This window comes from Pseudoalteromonas sp. S3776, from assembly GCF_005886915.1.
Taxonomy (GTDB): Bacteria; Pseudomonadota; Gammaproteobacteria; order Enterobacterales; family Alteromonadaceae; genus Pseudoalteromonas.
The window spans coordinates 47,934-65,907 of sequence record NZ_PNCU01000025.1; the positions used below are offsets into that span (position 1 = coordinate 47,934).

The 17,974-nt window shown below is 41.7% G+C and carries 14 protein-coding genes and 5 tRNA genes; 7 read left to right on the forward strand and 12 right to left on the reverse strand.

Features of this window, described 5'->3' with window-relative positions; all coding sequences use genetic code 11:
- Positions 1–38 precede the first annotated feature (38 nt).
- Positions 39–698 (reverse strand): phage shock protein PspA, encoded by a 660-nt coding sequence (pspA, locus tag CWC16_RS11410; protein ID WP_138541631.1) that lies wholly within the window; start codon positions 696–698, stop codon positions 39–41.
- A gap of 186 nt (positions 699–884) precedes the next feature.
- Between pspA and pspF the strand changes: the two genes are divergently transcribed.
- Genes pspF through CWC16_RS11440 form a run of 6 tightly spaced genes read left to right on the forward strand, consistent with a single transcriptional unit; the run spans position 885 to position 7,240 of the window.
- Positions 885–1,949: a phage shock protein operon transcriptional activator gene (gene pspF, locus CWC16_RS11415; RefSeq protein ID WP_055015785.1), complete on the forward strand. Its 1,065-nt coding sequence runs from the start codon at positions 885–887 to the stop codon at positions 1,947–1,949.
- 15 nt (positions 1,950–1,964) lie between these two features.
- Positions 1,965–3,572, forward strand: coding sequence for an ABC transporter substrate-binding protein (locus tag CWC16_RS11420; protein ID WP_138541632.1), 1,608 nt, complete (start codon positions 1,965–1,967; stop codon positions 3,570–3,572).
- Positions 3,572–4,606: an ABC transporter permease gene (locus CWC16_RS11425; RefSeq protein WP_004586903.1), complete on the forward strand. Its 1,035-nt coding sequence runs from the start codon at positions 3,572–3,574 to the stop codon at positions 4,604–4,606. Before CWC16_RS11420 ends, CWC16_RS11425 begins: the two co-directional genes overlap by 1 nt.
- The gene (locus tag CWC16_RS11430; protein WP_024033801.1) at positions 4,593–5,486 is read left to right on the forward strand and encodes an ABC transporter permease subunit; all 894 of its coding nucleotides are present in this window, start codon (positions 4,593–4,595) and stop codon (positions 5,484–5,486) included. The genes CWC16_RS11425 and CWC16_RS11430 overlap by 14 nt, the downstream gene beginning before the upstream one ends.
- Positions 5,487–6,479, forward strand: a complete 993-nt coding sequence (locus CWC16_RS11435) for a peptide ABC transporter ATP-binding protein (RefSeq protein WP_055015789.1) — start codon at positions 5,487–5,489, stop codon at positions 6,477–6,479.
- A complete protein-coding gene (locus CWC16_RS11440) occupies positions 6,479–7,240 on the forward strand; it encodes an ATP-binding cassette domain-containing protein (protein ID WP_138541633.1) in 762 nt (253 codons plus the stop codon). The genes CWC16_RS11435 and CWC16_RS11440 overlap by 1 nt, the downstream gene beginning before the upstream one ends.
- Before the next feature lie 64 nt (positions 7,241–7,304).
- On the opposite strand, the gene CWC16_RS11445 is transcribed toward CWC16_RS11440, so the two are convergent.
- The 11 genes from CWC16_RS11445 to CWC16_RS11495 all read right to left on the reverse strand — a co-directional run bounded on the left by CWC16_RS11445 (position 7,305) and on the right by CWC16_RS11495 (position 16,760).
- Positions 7,305–9,206: a SurA N-terminal domain-containing protein gene (locus tag CWC16_RS11445; RefSeq protein WP_138541634.1), complete on the reverse strand. Its 1,902-nt coding sequence runs from the start codon at positions 9,204–9,206 to the stop codon at positions 7,305–7,307.
- A 172-nt stretch (positions 9,207–9,378) separates the two neighbouring features.
- A complete protein-coding gene (locus tag CWC16_RS11450; protein WP_286247754.1) occupies positions 9,379–9,678 on the reverse strand; it encodes an HU family DNA-binding protein in 300 nt (99 codons plus the stop codon).
- A gap of 183 nt (positions 9,679–9,861) precedes the next feature.
- Positions 9,862–12,222, reverse strand: a complete 2,361-nt coding sequence (gene lon / locus CWC16_RS11455) for an endopeptidase La (protein ID WP_138541635.1) — start codon at positions 12,220–12,222, stop codon at positions 9,862–9,864.
- Between the two features lie 150 nt (positions 12,223–12,372).
- The gene (clpX, locus tag CWC16_RS11460; RefSeq protein ID WP_004586896.1) at positions 12,373–13,656 is read right to left on the reverse strand and encodes an ATP-dependent protease ATP-binding subunit ClpX; all 1,284 of its coding nucleotides are present in this window, start codon (positions 13,654–13,656) and stop codon (positions 12,373–12,375) included.
- A 135-nt stretch (positions 13,657–13,791) separates the two neighbouring features.
- Positions 13,792–14,409, reverse strand: a complete 618-nt coding sequence (clpP, locus tag CWC16_RS11465) for an ATP-dependent Clp endopeptidase proteolytic subunit ClpP (RefSeq protein ID WP_055015793.1) — start codon at positions 14,407–14,409, stop codon at positions 13,792–13,794.
- Between the two features lie 163 nt (positions 14,410–14,572).
- Positions 14,573–15,877, reverse strand: coding sequence for a trigger factor (gene tig, locus CWC16_RS11470; RefSeq protein ID WP_055015794.1), 1,305 nt, complete (start codon positions 15,875–15,877; stop codon positions 14,573–14,575).
- 355 nt (positions 15,878–16,232) lie between these two features.
- A tRNA-Pro gene (locus tag CWC16_RS11475) sits at positions 16,233–16,309 on the reverse strand.
- Between the two features lie 51 nt (positions 16,310–16,360).
- Positions 16,361–16,437, reverse strand: a tRNA-Pro gene (locus CWC16_RS11480).
- Between the two features lie 15 nt (positions 16,438–16,452).
- A tRNA-His gene (locus tag CWC16_RS11485) sits at positions 16,453–16,528 on the reverse strand.
- Positions 16,529–16,552: 24 nt separating this feature from the next.
- Positions 16,553–16,629: transfer RNA gene (locus CWC16_RS11490), tRNA-Arg, on the reverse strand.
- A gap of 54 nt (positions 16,630–16,683) precedes the next feature.
- Positions 16,684–16,760 (reverse strand) — tRNA-Pro (locus CWC16_RS11495).
- Positions 16,761–17,101: 341 nt separating this feature from the next.
- On the opposite strand from CWC16_RS11495, the gene folD reads away from it, so the two are divergent.
- The gene (gene folD, locus CWC16_RS11500) at positions 17,102–17,956 is read left to right on the forward strand and encodes a bifunctional methylenetetrahydrofolate dehydrogenase/methenyltetrahydrofolate cyclohydrolase FolD (protein ID WP_055015795.1); all 855 of its coding nucleotides are present in this window, start codon (positions 17,102–17,104) and stop codon (positions 17,954–17,956) included.
- The last annotated feature ends 18 nt before the right edge of the window (positions 17,957–17,974 follow it).

Genomic DNA, 17,974 nt, shown 5'->3' on the forward strand with positions numbered 1-17,974 from the left:
GTTTAAGCAGTGGGGCACTTAAAGTACCCCTTTATAAGTTATTTATCAGCTAGCTTCTTTTTAAGTGCGGCAAGCTCATCATCTATCTTTTCATTTTTTTGTAGGTCGGCAATTTCATCTGCAAGCGACTTTTTACCTAAATCGTAAGACTCTATTTGAGATTCTAGTCCATCAATTTTAGTTTCGTAACGCTCAAAGCGATTAAGTGCATCTTCTACCTTAGAGCTATCAAGCGCTTTTTTCACTTCAAGGCGCGACTCAGCCGAACGTTGGCGTAAAATAATTGCTTTTTGACGTGCTTTAGCATCGGCTAGCTTTTCTTGTAGTGTGGTCACTTCTTGTTGAAGTTTCTCAATGTGAGACTCTACATGCTCAAGCTCAGACTCTACTGCCGCCACCGCTTCTGCCGATTTTTGCTTTTCAAGTAATGCTGAACGCGCTAAATCGTCGCGGTCTTTACTCAGTGCAAGCTCTGCTTTGTCTTGCCAGTCGCTTACTTGTGCTTTTAGTGTGTCTACACGACGTACTAATTCTTTTTTCTCAGCCAGTGTTTTAGCTGACGTAGAGCGAACCTCAACCAATGTGTCTTCCATCTCTTGGATAATAAGACGAACCATTTTTTCTGGGTCTTCTGCTTTATCTAAAATGGCATTGATATTAGAATTAACAATGTCTGCAAAACGCGAAAAAATTCCCATAACATTTACCTCTGTAATATAAACTTAGTTGGTCTGCTGTAACTAGTATCAATATGCTTGCCAACTTTTTAAAATCTAAAATACACTTTATTTTCATTAAGTTAAACTAAATATACAAATTCCTTTAGTTATCCCTGATTATGAAATACACTAACTGTTAGCAAAAATGACCAAGAGTTAGGAAAAATGAGCCAATATCGCCAACAGGATAATTTACTCGGCCAATCTGATAGCTTTTTAGCTGTACTTGATCAGGTATCGCAGTTAGCTAATTTAGATAAGCCGGTGCTTATAATTGGCGAACGAGGAACCGGTAAAGAGCTTATAGCCGCCCGTTTGCATTTTTTATCAAAGCGTTGGGATCAAAACTACGTAAAGCTTAACTGTGCAGCCCTTAACGAAAACCTCCTCGAAAGCGAATTATTTGGTCATGAAAGTGGTGCATTTACCGGAGCAAGTAAACGTCACGAAGGCCGATTTGAGCGCGCTAACAGCGGTACTTTATTTTTAGATGAGTTGGCTAATACTTCCGCTATGGTACAAGAAAAGCTTCTTCGTGTTATTGAATACGGCGAATTTGAACGTGTGGGCGGTAAACACACCGTAAAGGTAGATACGCGTTTAGTGTGTGCCACCAACGAAGATTTACCCCACCTTGCTGAGCAGGGCGAATTTAGAAGTGACTTACTTGACCGCTTAGCTTTTGATGTTATTACCCTGCCCCCACTGCGAGAGCGTCAAGACGATATTATGCTACTTGCCGAGCAATTTGCGATGAATATGGCCCGCGATTTAGAGTGGGAGTTGTTTAGTGGCTTTACCCGCAGCGCCACCGAAACCCTGCTAAATTACGACTGGCCAGGTAACATTCGGGAGCTTAAAAATGTAGTTGAACGAAGTTTGTATCGTCATGGTAATGAACATATTCCCGTTCACCAAATTATTTTAGACCCATTTGAAAGCCGCTTTAGGCCCAAAGCGCGTATTAAAGCCCCAATTGCAGCACCAAGTGCATCGCCTGAGCCTATAGTCGTTACCGCGCCTAGTAGTGAAGCAAGTAACACGCGTAGTGCCCCGATTGAGTTCCCTTGTAGCTTAAAAGAGCGCTCTAACGAATTTGAAATAAATATGATCAATAAAGCGCTTGAGCATAGCCAATTTAATCAAAAGAAAACTGCAGAAATCCTCGGTTTAACGTATCATCAATTACGTGGTTATCTTAAAAAATACAATTTATTAGAAGATAAATAGTTAGAGGTTATGCGAGTGCATAAAATACTACTTGTTTTACTAGCCAGCACACTAACCGGTTGCTTTGATAGTAAAGAAGAAATAATAGAAGAAAAAAACCAAGGCCTCGTTTATTGCGCCGAAGCGAACCCTGTATCGTTTAACCCGCAAGTAACAACCACCGGTTCAACGATTGATATTATTGCTAATCAATTGTTTGACCGCTTAATTAGTATTGACCCTGTTACCGCAGATTTTAAAAGCGAGTTGGCTACCGACTGGAAAATTAGCAACGATGGTAAGTCGGTCACTTTTACGCTGCGTAAAGGCGTGAAATTTCATACAACGTCTTATTTTTCTCCTACTCGCGACTTTAATGCAGACGATGTTATTTTTACTTTTAGCCGATTGTTTGACGTGTACAACCCGTACCATTTTGTTGGCGATGCAAATTACCCGTATTTTCAAAGTGTGGGGCTAGACCAACTAATTCGTAAAATAGTACGCGTGTCTGACTATCAAGTACGCTTTGAGCTATTTCATCCAGAAAGCAGCTTTTTAACTAATATGGCCACTGACTTCGCCGTGGTACTGTCGCAAGAATACGCCATGCAATTAAAAGCCCGCGATCAAACTAATTTGTTTGATCAGTACCCTATTGGTACAGGCCCTTATATTTACAAAGAATACCGCCGCGATCACTTAGTGCGCTTTTATCGTAACCCACTTTATTGGAAGCACGATGTTGCCCTTGAACAGCTGGTTTATGATATTACGACTAACGGCACTACGCGCATTGCAAAAATGCTGACCAAAGAGTGCGATGTAACCGCGCACCCAAGTAGCGCGCAATTGAGTATCTTAGCGCAGCGAGATGATATAAACGTTGAAAAAGAAACCAACCTTAATATTGGTTATTGGGCCTTTAATACAGAGCGCGCCCCTTTTGATGACATTAGAGTACGCAAAGCCCTTGCACATGCAATTGATATAGACAAAATAATGCAAGCTGTTTATTACGGAAATGGCATACGCGCGCAATCGATTTTACCCCCGACCTCGTGGGGGTTTGAGCCACAAGAAAACATTCCTATGTTTGACCCAGAGCTGGCTAAAAAACTACTTATAGAAGCGGGGTTACCGAATGGCTTTGATATGACCATTTGGGCCATGCCGGTGAGTCGAATTTATAACCCTAATGCCCGCAAAATGGCAGAGCTGATGCAAAGCGATTTACGTAAAATTGGGGTAAACGTAAGTATTGTAGAGTACGAGTGGAATACTTTTATTCAGCGTATAGGTGAGCACCGCCACGATAGCGTATTACTTGGTTGGGCGGCCGATACACCCGACCCAGATAACTTTTTTAGCCCATTGCTGAGCTGCACCGCCACGTTTAGCGGTAAAAACCCTGCTAACTGGTGTAACCCGCAATTTGACTTATTGCTTACCCAAGCGCTCGACACCACTGATTTAAGTTTACGTAAACAGTATTACGAACAGGTTCAAGCGCTCATTATGGATCAGCTCCCTTTAGTGCCTATTGCTCATGGCATGCGTTTTCAAGCAAATAGTGCCGATGTAGAAGGGATAACTCTTGGCCCATTTGGAGCTATTTCACTCGCAAATGCGAGGAAAAAATAATGATACTTGATTATATATTACGCCGCCTTGGCTTGTTTTTATTCATGATTTTAATGCTCAGCATATTTACCTTTTCGCTGAGCTATTTATTCCCTGGTGATCCGCTTAGCAATTTAAGTGGCATTCCTAGTGGTAACTTTTCTCAGCACAGTGAACTTGAAGATAAATACATGTATGACAGTAACTACGTTATGCAGTATTTAGCGTTTTTAGGACGTATATTCCAAGGAGATTGGGGCGTGTCGTTTGCCTCAGGAGATAACGTTTTTCAGCATATTTTAGATTTAATTCCAGCAACTTTAGAGCTGTGTGTTTATGCACTTATTGTATCGGTTGTGGTAGGTGTACCCGCGGGCATTTTGGCCTCAGCATATACACGCCGTTGGCCAGATAAATTAATTAGCTCTACCACCATGATTGGTTACTCTATTCCGGTTTTTTGGTTAGCGCTGTTACTTATTATGATTTTTTCACTCAAACTGGGCTGGTTTCCTATGTCGGGTAGAATGGGATTACTATTTGAAATACCGCCTAATACCGGGTTTATATTAATCGATATTATGCTCGCAGGCTTCCCCTACAAAGGTGAAGCATTTATAGATGCACTGCATCACTTAACACTGCCAACCATAGTACTGGCCATGTTTCCTACCACTGTTTTAGTGCGCTTTACCCGCGACTCTATGCTTAAAGTAATGGATCAAAGCTTTATTAAAACAGCCAGGGCAAAAGGCCTTAATCGCCGCCAATTAATCATGCATCATGCGCTGCGCAATGCGCTATTGCCGGTAATAAAACAAATAGGGCTGCAATTTAGTACGCTTATTACGCTTGCAATGATAACCGAAGTTATTTTTTCTTGGCCTGGTATTGGCCGTTGGCTAATCGATAGTATTTACCAACGAGACTACCCTGCTATTCAAGGCGGTTTAATGGCGGTGTCTATGTTTGTTATTATTGCCACTATTGTTGCCGAGCTTACATATACTCTGTTCGACCCAATTTCGCGGAATCAGGCACATGGTAAAGTTTAAATTATTTTCTGAAGAGTCGAATAAATCGCCGCTGGCGCGTTTTTGGCGCAAATTTAAAAACAATCACCCCGCCTTGGTGGGATTATGGATTTTTATGGCGTTTGCGTTATTGGCCGCCAGTGCGCCCTTTTTAGCGCCGTATGGAGTTAACCAGCAACATAGCGATGCTTTACTTATACCGCCATCATGGCGAGAAATGGGCGATGTGCGCTTTATTTTAGGCACTGATGATTTAGGACGCGATGTGCTCTCGCGCCTAATGAATGGGGCAACCTACACGTTTGGCTTGTCGGTAGTGGCTGCATTTATTACCACCATTATTGGCGTTTTAGTGGGGACGTTTGCAGGTATAAGCCGCGGCCTTCGTTCAAGTTTTTTAAATCATTTACTTGATATCACACTCTCTATTCCTTCTTTGCTATTAGCGATTATTATTATTGCTGTTCTTGGCCCAGGGTTAATGAACACGGTATGGGCAATTATACTGGCGTTGTTACCGCAGTTTATTCACTCTATTCGTAATTTAATTGTTGATGAGCTAAGTAAAGACTATATTACCGCTTTTAGGCTTGATGGCGCCTCTAATTGGCATATATTGTCGCGGGGTATTTTTCCTAATATTTATGAGCATATTGTGGTTATTTTTACCACCGCGCTTTCTACTGCTATTTTAGATATTGCCGCCTTAGGGTTTTTAAAACTAGGTGCACAGCCGCCCACAACCGAATGGGGCGCCATATTGGCTGAGAATTTAGGCCTAATATATTTAGCGCCTTGGACCGTTGCACTACCGGGTGTATTATTATTTTTAGCGGTTTTGTCTACCAATTTAGTAGGTGATGGCCTACGAAAAGTGCTCAAAGCACGTAAGGCTGATTAAATGCAATTACTCGACGTTAGAAATTTAACCATAGAGCTGCGTACCTCTGAAACCGTAATTAGAGCCGTAGACAGAGTCAGCTTTAGCCTAAAAGAAGGTGAAGTACATGGCTTAGTGGGTGAATCAGGTTCAGGTAAAAGCTTAATTGCAAAAGCCATTGTTGGAGTACTTAACGAACGCTGGGACATAACAGCTGATAGAATGCATTGGCGTGGGGTTGATTTAATGCGCTTAACCCCAGAGCAACGCAGAAAAACAGTGAGCCAAGATATTGCTATGATCTACCAAGATCCTAGCCGCTGCCTTGACCCCACCGCAAAAATATTTGATCAAATCGCCGAAACACTGCCTGAAATATCCACCAAAGGCTTTTTTTTAAAGCGCAACAGAGAGCGCAAAGACCGCGTGAAAGCACTGATCCATAAAGTAGGGATTAAAAACCACGATGCGGTGCTTGACAGTTACCCACACGAGCTCTCAGAAGGTGTGTGTCAAAAAGTAATGATTGCTATGGCCATAGCACGCACTCCTAAGTTACTTATTGCCGATGAGCCTACAACAGCGCTTGAAAGCACCACCCGTGCGCAAGTATTCAGGCTATTAAAAAGCTTAAACCAGTTAAAAAACATGTCTATTTTAATGATCTCTCATGAGCTGGAAGAAATAGCCGACTGGTCACACGGTATTCATGTTTTATATTGTGGGCAAATGGTTGAAGCCGGCCCAACACAGCGTATTTTTCGCCAGCCTCGCCACCCTTACACGCAAGCGTTATTAAAAAGCCTGCCCAATTATGAGCAAGGTTTAGCACACAAAGAGCCCTTTTACGCACTTAAAGGCACTATCCCTACTTTGCAACATTTACCTATAGGGTGCCGATTAGGCCCACGCTGTCCACAAGCACAAAAAGAATGCGTAATTACCCCTGCACTTACTAAGCAACATGGACATAGCTATGCGTGTCATTTTCCACTTATCAAAGAGGTGAAGTAATGCAACCAGTATTGAAAGTGCAAGCGCTTTGTAAAACTTTTAACGTGCGATCTGGCTTATTTAGTCGCAAAAAATTTGAAGTCCTAAAAAATATTTCATTTTGTGTTGGCAAAGGCGAAACAGTAGCTGTCATTGGTGAAACCGGTGCGGGTAAAAGCACGCTCGCTAAATTACTTGCAGGGGCCGATAATGCCGACAGTGGGCAAATTTTATTAGAAAGTAATATTATTGAAGATGGTGGCGTGCGCGATGACCAATGCAGACATATTCGCATGATTTTTCAAGACTCCGCAGCATCGCTCAATCCAGGGCTGACCATAGGTGAAATGCTCGATGATTGTTTACAATATAACACTGACTTTGATGAACCCGCTCGCCAAGAAAAAATAGATGCCACGCTGTCTAAGGTGGGGCTGTTAATTGATCATCAACATTACTATCCACATATGTTTAGTGTAGGCCAATTGCAACGTGTCGCGTTGGCGCGAGCACTCATTTTAGACCCTAAAGTGGTTGTGCTTGATGAAGCGCTGTCGGCTTTAGACCCCTCTGTTCGTGCGCAAACTGTTAACTTATTGCTTAAGCTGCAAAAAGAAACAGGCTTAACATACGTGCTAATTACCCACCACTTAAGCTTGGTACGGCACATTAGCGACCAACTGGTTGTGCTTGAAAAAGGTCAAGTCGTTGAGTACGGCGCTACAGAAGCCATTTTTAAAGACCCACAATCTAAAGTTACACAACGCTTAATCTGCTGCTAAAAACGATTCATAAAAAAAGGCGCGTTACTGTGAAAGTAACGCGCCTTTTTAATATTTAGTGCAATTATTCTGCTGCTTGCTCAACCACAGGTAGGTTAAGCTCAGCTTTAGCCTTTAAAGACTCAATAAACGCTGAGTAGTTTTTGTTAGCTTGCGCAATAGTAATGTTTTGCTGTAGTTGCGGGTCGATATTTGCGGTTGCTTGCGCATCGCTTACCGACTTAAGTGCAACAATGGCCGCATCACCGTTGTTTAAATCAACCACGTCTGTGCTTGGTGCATCAGTAGGACGTGGCATTTTAAACGCTTGCGTTACAATAGCAGGCGAAACCGTGTAGCTTTGACGCGTTAAACTTGCTTCTTCGCGTACCGTTAGGTTTTGCTCACTGGCCACATCGCTTAGTGTTTTACCAGCCTGAACTTGTGCAAATAATTCACGTGCTTTTTCTTTAGCAAGTGTAGATGCTTTTTCGTTAACTAAACGTGTTTTAATTTGCTCGCTTACTTGTGCAAGCGGTTTAGTCGCAGATGGCTCGTATTTATTTACACGGACTACAATAACGTGTTCATCACCTAGCTCTATTACTTCTGAGTTTACTTTATCTTCAAGTAATTCTACTGAGAATAACTGTGAAATGACCGCAGGTGTATTAAGTGGCTCTGGCAATGCATTGCGTGCAACAAGTGGTGTGGTTTTAACTTCAACGTCTGCCACTTCTGCTGCATCATCTAAACGGTCAGAAATCTCAAATGCTAAAGCGCCCATTTCTGTTTGCTTTTCGTAAAACGCATCTACTTTTTCAGTTTGCTCAAGCTCTGCACGTAAATCGGCTTTTACGTCGTCATAGGCTTTCACTTGCTCTGGCTGTAAATCAGTAAGTTTAATAATGTGGTAACCAAACTCTGAAGCTACAACTTCTGAAATATCACCTTTGTTTTGAAGTGCAAATGCTGCCTCTTCAAACGCCGGGTCCATTACATCGCGCTCAATCCACTCTAGGTCACCGCCCATTTCGCCACTCACAAAATCATCAGATGATGTCTCTGCTAGCTCTGCAAAATCAGCACCTTGTTCTAACTGCTCATGTAATGCATTGGCTTTTTCAAGCGCGGCATCATCATCTTCGCTGTTATCAATTAAAATGTGCGATACACGGCGTTTTTCAGGCTCAATGTATTGCGCTTTATTTTGCTCATAATACGCTTTTACATCGTCTTCGGTTACCGACTCTACGTTAATATCTTCGGCTTTAAGCTCAATGTAATCAACCGATACACGCTCAGGTGACAAAAATTGTGAAGCATTTAGTTCGTAGTAATCAGCAATTTCTTGCTCAGATACGTCTACGTTTGCTTGTAACGCTTCTTTGCTTAACACCAAGTAGTCTATGCTACGCGTTTGCTGCTGTAGGGCTGCAGCGCGTTTAAGCTCGTTTTCAAGTGCAAACTCAGTACCAGCAACCGCAGACACTAATTGGCTGCGTGTCATGTCTTTACGTAAGTACTCACGAAAAGCATCTGGTTGAAAGTTCATTTGACGAATTACTTGTAGGTAACGGTCGTTATTAAATTTTTCACCAATTTGAAAGTACGGAAGTTCTAAAATTGTTTTACGCACGCTGTCGTCGCTTACGCGAAGGCCTAAATCTGCCGCTAATTGTGATTGCAATTCTTGTTGTACTAAGCGGTCAATTACACCTTGACGAATTTGCGCCATGTAATTTGGATCTGCACTAATTTGTGCAAAGTATTCGCCAAATTGTTGCTCTAAACGGCTACGTTCGTTTTGATAAGCACGATTAAATTCGGTTTGGCTAATTTTAATTCCATTTACTTCAGCAACGGGTTGTTCTGGGGTTTGACCTAAGTAACTACCGATCCCTGCTAAGGCAAAAGATAAAATCACCGCGCCTAAAATTATTTTGGCTACAGGACCCTGTGAGCCCTCTCTGATTTTCTCAAGCATTTGTTTATCTCTTATTGATCAAGGTATTTTACCTTGTCATATGTAAAAAAAGCGTATCTTACCAGATACGCTTTTTCACTTGAAGTAACTGGCGGTGAAGTTACTTAATTCATCGATTAGGATAATTAAGTTTATATACACTCGCCATAACTAATCTGTATTTAAACAGTGATTAGTTTACTGCGTCTTTCAGCGCTTTACCGGCTTTGAAAGAAGGAATATTTGCAGCAGCGATTTGGATAGTTTCACCAGTTTGTGGGTTACGGCCTGAACGAGCAGCACGCTCGCGTACTGAGAAAGTACCAAAACCTACAAGTGCAACTGAATCGCCATCTTTAAGCGCTCCAGATACAGACTCGATGAATGAATCTAGTGCACGACCTGCAGCCGCTTTAGAAATGTCAGCGTCAGCTGCGATTTGATCGATTAATTGAGATTTATTCACAATATCATCCTCTTTCATTGTTATTATCAAGAGCGATTGTTTTTTAAACTAACATCACTTTTTTGAAAATTTTAGAGCAAACTTTTAATGCTCACATGATTATATTTTTCTTAAGCCTAGGCCCCGTAAGGGCTAGGCTCGAAAACCAGTGCTTAACTTATCATACCGATTAGATTTGAAAAGCCCTTTAAAGCACTTTTTTTGGGTTTTTTATTGGTTTTTCGGTGTTTCGACTGAAAAACTCTCAACAGGGTGCACTAAAGCTAACTTTAATACTTCATCAATCCATGTAACTGGGTGAACATCTAAGCCTGCCAGTACGTTATCTGGGATCTCTTTTAAGTCACGTTCATTAATTTTAGGAATGATGACTGTTTTAATTCCACCACGGTGTGCAGCAAGTAGTTTCTCTTTTAAACCACCAATAGGCAGTACTTCACCGCGTAGTGTTATTTCACCTGTCATTGCTACATCGGCTTTAACGGGGTTACCTGTTAAGCTCGATACTAAACCCGTTACCATTGCTGCACCGGCACTTGGGCCATCTTTAGGGGTCGCCCCCTCTGGTACATGCACATGAATGTCGCGTTTTTCGTAAAAATCGCTATTAATACGGAACGTATCAGCACGATTTCGAACTACCGTCATGGCCGCTTGTATCGACTCTTGCATTACATCGCCCAGTGAGCCGGTGTAACTTAATTTGCCTTTACCTGGCACCGCCGCACATTCAATGGTCAGTAAGTCGCCGCCTACTTCGGTCCACGCTAAGCCTGTTACTTGGCCAATGCGGTCGCCGTCTTCTGCTTTACCGTAGTCGTAGCGTTGTACACCTAAAAACTCTTCTAGGTTATCTTGACTGATAGTGACCGTTTTAGTCTCTTTATCTAATAAGATATTTTTAACAGCTTTACGGCATAGTTTAGAGACTTCGCGCTCTAAATTACGTACACCCGCTTCACGCGTGTAATAACGAATAATACCAATAATTGCACTGTCTTCTATTACTAGTTCAGACGGTTTTAAGCCATTGCGTTTAACTTGCTTAGTAATTAAGTGCTCTTTTGCAATGTTTAGCTTTTCATCTTCGGTGTAACCCGATAAGCGAATAACTTCCATACGGTCTAATAGTGGACCAGGAATATTAAAGCTGTTTGATGTTGCTACAAACATTACATCCGATAAATCGTAGTCTACTTCTAAGTAGTGGTCAGCAAAATGACTGTTTTGCTCCGGATCGAGTACTTCTAATAGTGCTGATGCTGGATCGCCGCGCATATCTGATGACATTTTGTCGATTTCATCTAACAAGAATAATGGGTTTTTAACGCCCACTTTTGTCATGTTTTGAATCAGCTTGCCTGGCATAGAGCCAATGTAAGTACGACGATGGCCACGAATTTCAGCTTCGTCACGTACACCACCTAATGCCATGCGCACATATTTACGACCCGTTGAGCGGGCAATAGACTGCCCTAGCGACGTTTTACCTACACCCGGTGGCCCTACTAAACATAAAATAGGCCCTTTAAGTTTATTGGTGCGTTGTTGCACCGCGAGGTATTCAATTATGCGTTCTTTAACTTTACCTAAGCCGTGGTGGTCGCTATCAAGAATTTTTTGCGCGCCTGCTAAGTCTTTTTTCACTTTAGAGCGTTTTTTCCATGGTACGTTAATTAACGTATCAATGTATGAACGCACTACCGTGGCCTCTGCAGACATTGGCGACATCATCTTAAGCTTATTAAGCTCAGCTGATGCTTTTTCTTTCGCTTCTTCTGGCATCCCTGATTCTTCAATTCGTTTTTTAAGCGCTTCAAATTCGTCAGGTACATCATCAAGCTCACCAAGTTCTTTTTGAATGGCTTTCATTTGCTCGTTGAGGTAGTACTCGCGCTGAGACTTTTCCATCTGCTTTTTAACGCGGGTACGAATTTTTTTCTCAACTTGCAATAAGTCTATTTCACCTTCCATCAGTGCCATTAGGTATTCTAAACGCTCTGTAACGCTTGAAATCTCTAACACTTTTTGTTTTTCAGGCACTTTTAAGGGCATATGCGCTGCCATTGTATCGGCAAGGCGAGCTGGCTCATCAATGCCTGACACAGAGGTTAATACCTCAGGCGGAATTTTTTTATTAAGTTTTACATAGCCTTCAAATTGGCTAACAGCGCTTCGAATGAAAATATCTTGTTCTTGCTCATCCACTGAATCAGATTCGATGAACTGAGCATTCGCTACAAAAAACTCATCGTTATCTACAAATTCTTCAATTTGTGCGCGCTGCGTACCTTCGACTAAAACTTTAACTGTACCGTCTGGTAATTTTAATAACTGAAGTACAGTCGCAATAGTACCGATACGGTAAATATCGTCTTGTTCAGGTTCGTCTACAGTTGCATCTTTTTGTGCAACCAAGAAAATTTGTTTGTCTTTATCCATTGCCGCTTCGAGGCATTTTATTGATTTTTCACGGCCAACAAAAAGCGGGATCACCATGTGCGGATATACCACAACATCGCGCAGTGCTAACACTGGGATTTCGACTCGATCGGTTCTCTCAAGCGTCATTATAGTTTCTCTTCGCACTTCATTTATTTAAAAGATTACTCAAGTATATGGGGATAATCTAATTAAAGTTCAACAAATTTCCCCAACTCGTTCAAATTAATTATAAAAAAAGGAGCCTAAGGCTCCTTTTTTATACAAATAGCTTAAAAACTACTCTGACGCAGCTTTATCTTGATTATTATTTTCATAAATCAAGATTGGGTCAGATTCACCTTTAATCACGGTTTCATCTATAACCACTTTACTTACGTCATCCATTGATGGAAGTTCATACATAGTATCAAGTAGCACGCCTTCAACAATTGAGCGAAGTCCGCGAGCACCTGTTTTACGCTCCATTGCTTTGTGAGCAATAGCGCTCAGTGCATCGTCACGGAACTCTAACTCAACGTCTTCCATACCAAACAATACAGAGAACTGTTTAGTAATGGCGTTTTTAGGTTCACTTAATATTTGTACAAGTGCCGCTTCATCAAGCTCAGTTAATGTAGCAACAACAGGTAAACGACCAATAAATTCAGGAATTAAGCCGTACTTCACTAAATCTTCTGGCTCTACGTCTTTAAATGTTTCGCTTAAAGAGCGGCTCGACGCTGACTCTTTAACGTTTACACCAAAGCCAATTCCGGTATTTTTATGGCTACGCTGTTCGATTACTTTATCTAGGCCTGCAAATGCACCACCACAAATAAATAAAATCTTAGAGGTATCAACCTGTAAGAACTCTTGCTGTGGGTGCTTACGACCACCTTGTGGTGGGACTGAGGCAACCGTGCCTTCAATTAGTTTAAGCAGCGCTTGTTGTACGCCCTCGCCCGACACGTCACGTGTAATAGATGGGTTATCTGATTTACGCGAAATTTTGTCAATTTCATCAATGTAAACAATACCACGTTGGGCTTTTTCTACGTCGTAATCACACTTTTGTAGTAGTTTTTGAATGATATTTTCTACATCTTCACCTACATAACCTGCTTCGGTTAATGTAGTTGCATCTGCCATAGTAAACGGTACATCAAGTAAACGCGCAAGTGTTTCTGCCAGTAATGTTTTACCACTACCTGTAGGGCCAATAAGCAAAATATTACTTTTACCTAGTTCTACTTCTTGCTTTGTAGATTGGTTGCGTAGGCGCTTGTAGTGATTGTATACCGCTACAGACAATACTTTTTTAGCATGGTCTTGACCAATTACGTAGTCATCTAAGTGATTACGAATTTCTTTTGGCACAGGTAGTTTATCAGACGAATTATGCTTAGGAGCAATGTCTTTGATTTCTTCCCTGATAATATCGTTACACAGCTCTACACATTCATCACAAATGTATACTGAAGGACCTGCAATTAATTTACGCACTTCGTGTTGGCTTTTGCCACAAAAAGAGCAGTATAACAATTTATTACTTTTGTCGCCGTCTGTAGGAGTGTCAGACATTCAGCTACCTCTTTTATACGTTGGCTGCCAAATAAGGTTGGCAACTATTTCAAATTCGCTTTTAACTATACCAAAATTTACTGGTTTTCGCATAGTAACTCAAAGTGGCAAGCAATTATTTGCTTGCCTACACGCTTACTTGCTTTCGCGATTTGTAAACACTGAGTCAACCAGGCCGTAATCTACAGCTTGTGATGCACTCATAAAGTTATCACGGTCAGTATCGCGTGAAATAACCTCTAATGGCTGGCCTGTATGCTCTGCCATTAAGCGGTTAAGTTTGTCTTTAATAGACAGAATTTCTTTTGCGTGTATCTCAAAGTCAGATGCTTGACCTTGGAAACCACCTAATGGTTGGTGAATCATTACACGTGAGTTTGGTAGACAAAAACGCTTACCTTTAGCGCCAGCAGTAAGCAAGAATGCGCCCATGCTTGCAGCTTGGCCAACACAAATAGTACTTACATCTGGTTTGATAAAGTTCATTGTATCGTAAATTGCCATACCAGCGGTTACCGAACCACCTGGTGAATTAATATATAAAAAGATATCTTTTTCAGGGTTCTCTGATTCTAAAAATAGCATTTGCGCTAAAATTAGGTTTGCCATGTTGTCTTCAACTTGGCCCGTTAAAAAGATAATTCGCTCTTTTAATAGACGCGAATAAATGTCATACGAGCGCTCACCTTTAGCTGTTTGTTCAACAACCATAGGGACTAATGCATTTAGGGGATCTGTCATACCAGTGTTCATACTTTTTTAATTCCTTATGCGCTTATGCTTTTTCTTACTAAAGGAAGCATAGTTATCATTTTTCGCAAATTATGGGGCACAAACTAAAATGGCCCGGGCACACTGCATAAACAGAGTAACACGAGCCATTTAATCGTTAGCGAGCGCTTAAGTCAATGACTTATTAAGCACCTTGCTGAGGATTCATGATGTCATCAAATGCTTTTTCAACGTCAGACACGTTTGCTTTAGCTAAAATAGCTTCAACAGCTTGCTCTTCCATTGCAACATTACGCATTTGCTGCATAAGTTGATCATTTGATTTGTAGTATTCTACTACTTCAGTTGGATCTTCGTAAGCAGATGCAACTGTAGCAATTAATGCTTCAACTTTTTCATCATCAACTTTGATATCGTTTGCTTTGATCACTTCACCTAGTAATAGGCCAGTTTTAACGCGAGTTACTGCTTGCTCGTGGAACAATTCAGCTGGAAGCTCAGGCATGTTTTTAGCGTCGCCGCCAAAACGTTGAGCTGCTTGCTGACGTAATGCGTCAACTTCTTGATCAACAAGTGCTTTAGGCACTTCGATTTCGTTGTTTTCTAAAAGACCTTTAATCGCTTGGTCTTTCACGTTAGCTTTAACCGCTTGGTCTAGCTCACGTGTCATGTTCTTTTTAACTTCTTCTTTAAGCGCGTCTACACCGCCTTCGGTAACACCGAATTTAGTTGCAAACTCTTCGCTTAATTCAGGTAGCTCTTGTGCTTCAACTTTTTTCACTGTGATAGTGAATTGAGCTGCTTTACCTTTAAGATTTTCAGCGTGGTAATCTTCAGGGAAAGTTACATCAGCAACGACTTCTTCGCCTGCTTTTTTGCCAACGATGTTGTCTTCGAAACCTGGGATCATACGACCTTGGCCAAGTTCAAGTGGGAAGTCTTCAGCTTTGCCGCCTTCAAACTCTTCGCCGTCAATAGTACCTACGAAATCAACTGTTACACGGTCGTTTTCGCCAGCAGCTGCATCAACATCAGCCCAAGAAGCATGTTGCTTACGAAGTGTTTCTAGCATGTTTGCTAAATCTTCGTCAGTTACTGTTACAGCTGGTTTTTCTACTGCAATTTTGTCTAAACCTTGAACTTCAATTTCAGGGTATACTTCAAATGTTGCAGTAAATTCTAAATCTTTACCTGCTTCAAGTGATTTTGGTGCAAATGATGGTGCGCCAGCTGGGTTAATTTTTTCAGAAACAATTGCTTCAATGTAATTACGCTGCATTACTTCGCCAGCTACTTCTTGACGAACCGCAGGTCCAAAACGCTTGTTAATTACTGAAACTGGTACTTTACCAGCACGGAAGCCATCAATACGCTGCGTTTTTGACAGTTGTTGTAAGCGTTTTTTTACTTCGGTCTCAACGTTCTCTGCAGGAACGGTGATGGTCAGACGGCGCTCAAGGCCTTGAGTCGTCTCAACAGAAACTTGCATGATTTACCTCAATATTCAATTTTGGCGACTGTTCGCCTTCCTTACAAACAAAGTAATCTTCATGAGTCTTGATAAATTTTAAAGCGATTTTTCACTAAAAAGCATCCGTCACTACCATGAGATCCCATTGCTGCTCTGCCCTTCGGGCACTATGTTAAACAATAGACGCGGCATTATAACCTAATAATTATGATAGTCGAGTGTAGGGGGCAATTATTTGGACTAGTTTAGCTACGATCGCGACCAACTGCGTAAAAAAAAGACTAACAGGTACGTTAAAGCGATATTTTAGTAGGAAGTAAATAGACGTTATTGCTGAGTGATTACTCGTTTACTTTCTTTAAGGTTAAGAAAGTGGTCGGCGATGCAGGATTTGAACCTGCGACCCCTTGGACCCAAACCAAGTGCGCTACCAAACTGCGCTAATCGCCGATAATTGTGTTGAATACTTAAATGTTGAATTTAAAGCCACTTATAAGAAAGTGGTCGGCGATGCAGGATTTGAACCTGCGACCCCTTGGACCCAAACCAAGTGCGCTACCAAACTGCGCTAATCGCCGATACTCGAAGTAAATTGGGGTGACTGATGGGGCTCGAACCCACGACAACCGGAATCACAATCCGGGGCTCTACCAACTGAGCTACAATCACCACGGTATTTACTTTGTTTTCAAATGGCGCACCCGGAAGGATTCGAACCTTCGACCAACGCCTTAGAAGGGCGTTGCTCTATCCAGCTGAGCTACGGGCGCATCGAAAACTTCATAGTTTGCCAGTAAGCTTTTCAATTATAAAAATAAAAGAAGTGGTCGGCGATGCAGGATTTGAACCTGCGACCCCTTGGACCCAAACCAAGTGCGCTACCAAACTGCGCTAATCGCCGATGCTTACGATTGTCTGCGAGTGACCTCGTTGACAACGGGGTGCATAATAGTGATTTGCCTAAGAGAGGTCAAACGTTTTTTGCATAAAATAAATCAATCGGTCATTTTTAGTTCATAATGGTTAAATATTGCAAAATCCAGCTGAAATTTAGACGCTTTTTTTGAAAACACCGGTTTATAACTTAAAAGCACCTTGGCGCTTCGGGCCTTTTCTGCGAAAATAGCCTGCATATTAAAAAAGCATTAATAAAATTAATTTTTTGCATACACCCCTCTTTATATGCTGGTGCTTTTAAAATATAAGTATCGAAGTTTATTTAACCCCAATTAAAGGTCCCCCATGACGGCAAACATCATTGATGGTAAGGCAATCGCAAAACAAGTACGTAGTGCAGTGGCTGAGCGCGTAAGCGAGCGCGTTGCAAACGGTTTACGTGCACCTGGTTTAGCAGTAGTACTGGTAGGGCTTGACCCTGCAAGCCAAGTTTACGTTGGCTCTAAACGCAAAGCGTGTGAAGAAGTAGGATTTATTTCAAAGTCATTTGATTTACCTGCGCAAACCAGCGAAGAAGAACTACTAGCATTAATTGATGAGCTAAATAACGATGGCGAAGTAGATGGTATTTTAGTACAACTACCGCTACCTGAAGGCCTTGATGCAGAAAAGATTTTAGAACGTATTACACCACATAAAGATGTAGACGGTTTTCACCCATACAATATTGGTCGCTTAGCGCAACGTATGCCGGCGCTTCGCCCATGTACACCAAAAGGAATTATCACCTTACTTGATTCAACAGGTGTGCGTTACAAGGGAATGCATGCGGTAGTGGTTGGCGCTTCTAATATTGTTGGTCGCCCTATGTCGCTTGAGTTACTACTTGCCGGCTGTACTACAACGGTATGCCATAAATTTACACAAGATTTAGAAACCCATGTTCGCCGTGCAGATTTATTAGTAGTGGCCGTAGGTAAACCTGAATTTATTCCGGGCGATTGGGTAAAAGAAGGCGCGATTGTGATTGATGTAGGTATTAACCGTTTAGATACAGGTAAATTAGTCGGTGATGTTGAGTATAGCATTGCAGAGCAAAAAGCTGATTTTATTACTCCTGTACCGGGTGGTGTTGGCCCAATGACTGTAGCAAGTTTGATTGAAAACACACTTGAAGCATGTGAAAAATACCACAGTTAAGCATTTAACTGATACCAA

Coding starts and splice junctions, on each gene's coding strand:
- pspA (WP_138541631.1), bottom strand. CDS start 698: ATGGGAATTTTTTCGCGTTTTGCAGACATTGTTAATTCTAATATCAAT.
- pspF (WP_055015785.1), top strand. CDS start 885: ATGAGCCAATATCGCCAACAGGATAATTTACTCGGCCAATCTGATAGC.
- CWC16_RS11425 (WP_004586903.1), top strand. CDS start 3,572: ATGATACTTGATTATATATTACGCCGCCTTGGCTTGTTTTTATTCATG.
- CWC16_RS11430 (WP_024033801.1), top strand. CDS start 4,593: ATGGTAAAGTTTAAATTATTTTCTGAAGAGTCGAATAAATCGCCGCTG.
- CWC16_RS11435 (WP_055015789.1), top strand. CDS start 5,487: ATGCAATTACTCGACGTTAGAAATTTAACCATAGAGCTGCGTACCTCT.
- CWC16_RS11440 (WP_138541633.1), top strand. CDS start 6,479: ATGCAACCAGTATTGAAAGTGCAAGCGCTTTGTAAAACTTTTAACGTG.
- CWC16_RS11445 (WP_138541634.1), bottom strand. CDS start 9,206: ATGCTTGAGAAAATCAGAGAGGGCTCACAGGGTCCTGTAGCCAAAATA.
- lon (WP_138541635.1), bottom strand. CDS start 12,222: ATGACGCTTGAGAGAACCGATCGAGTCGAAATCCCAGTGTTAGCACTG.
- clpX (WP_004586896.1), bottom strand. CDS start 13,656: ATGTCTGACACTCCTACAGACGGCGACAAAAGTAATAAATTGTTATAC.
- clpP (WP_055015793.1), bottom strand. CDS start 14,409: ATGAACACTGGTATGACAGATCCCCTAAATGCATTAGTCCCTATGGTT.
- tig (WP_055015794.1), bottom strand. CDS start 15,877: ATGCAAGTTTCTGTTGAGACGACTCAAGGCCTTGAGCGCCGTCTGACC.
- folD (WP_055015795.1), top strand. CDS start 17,102: ATGACGGCAAACATCATTGATGGTAAGGCAATCGCAAAACAAGTACGT.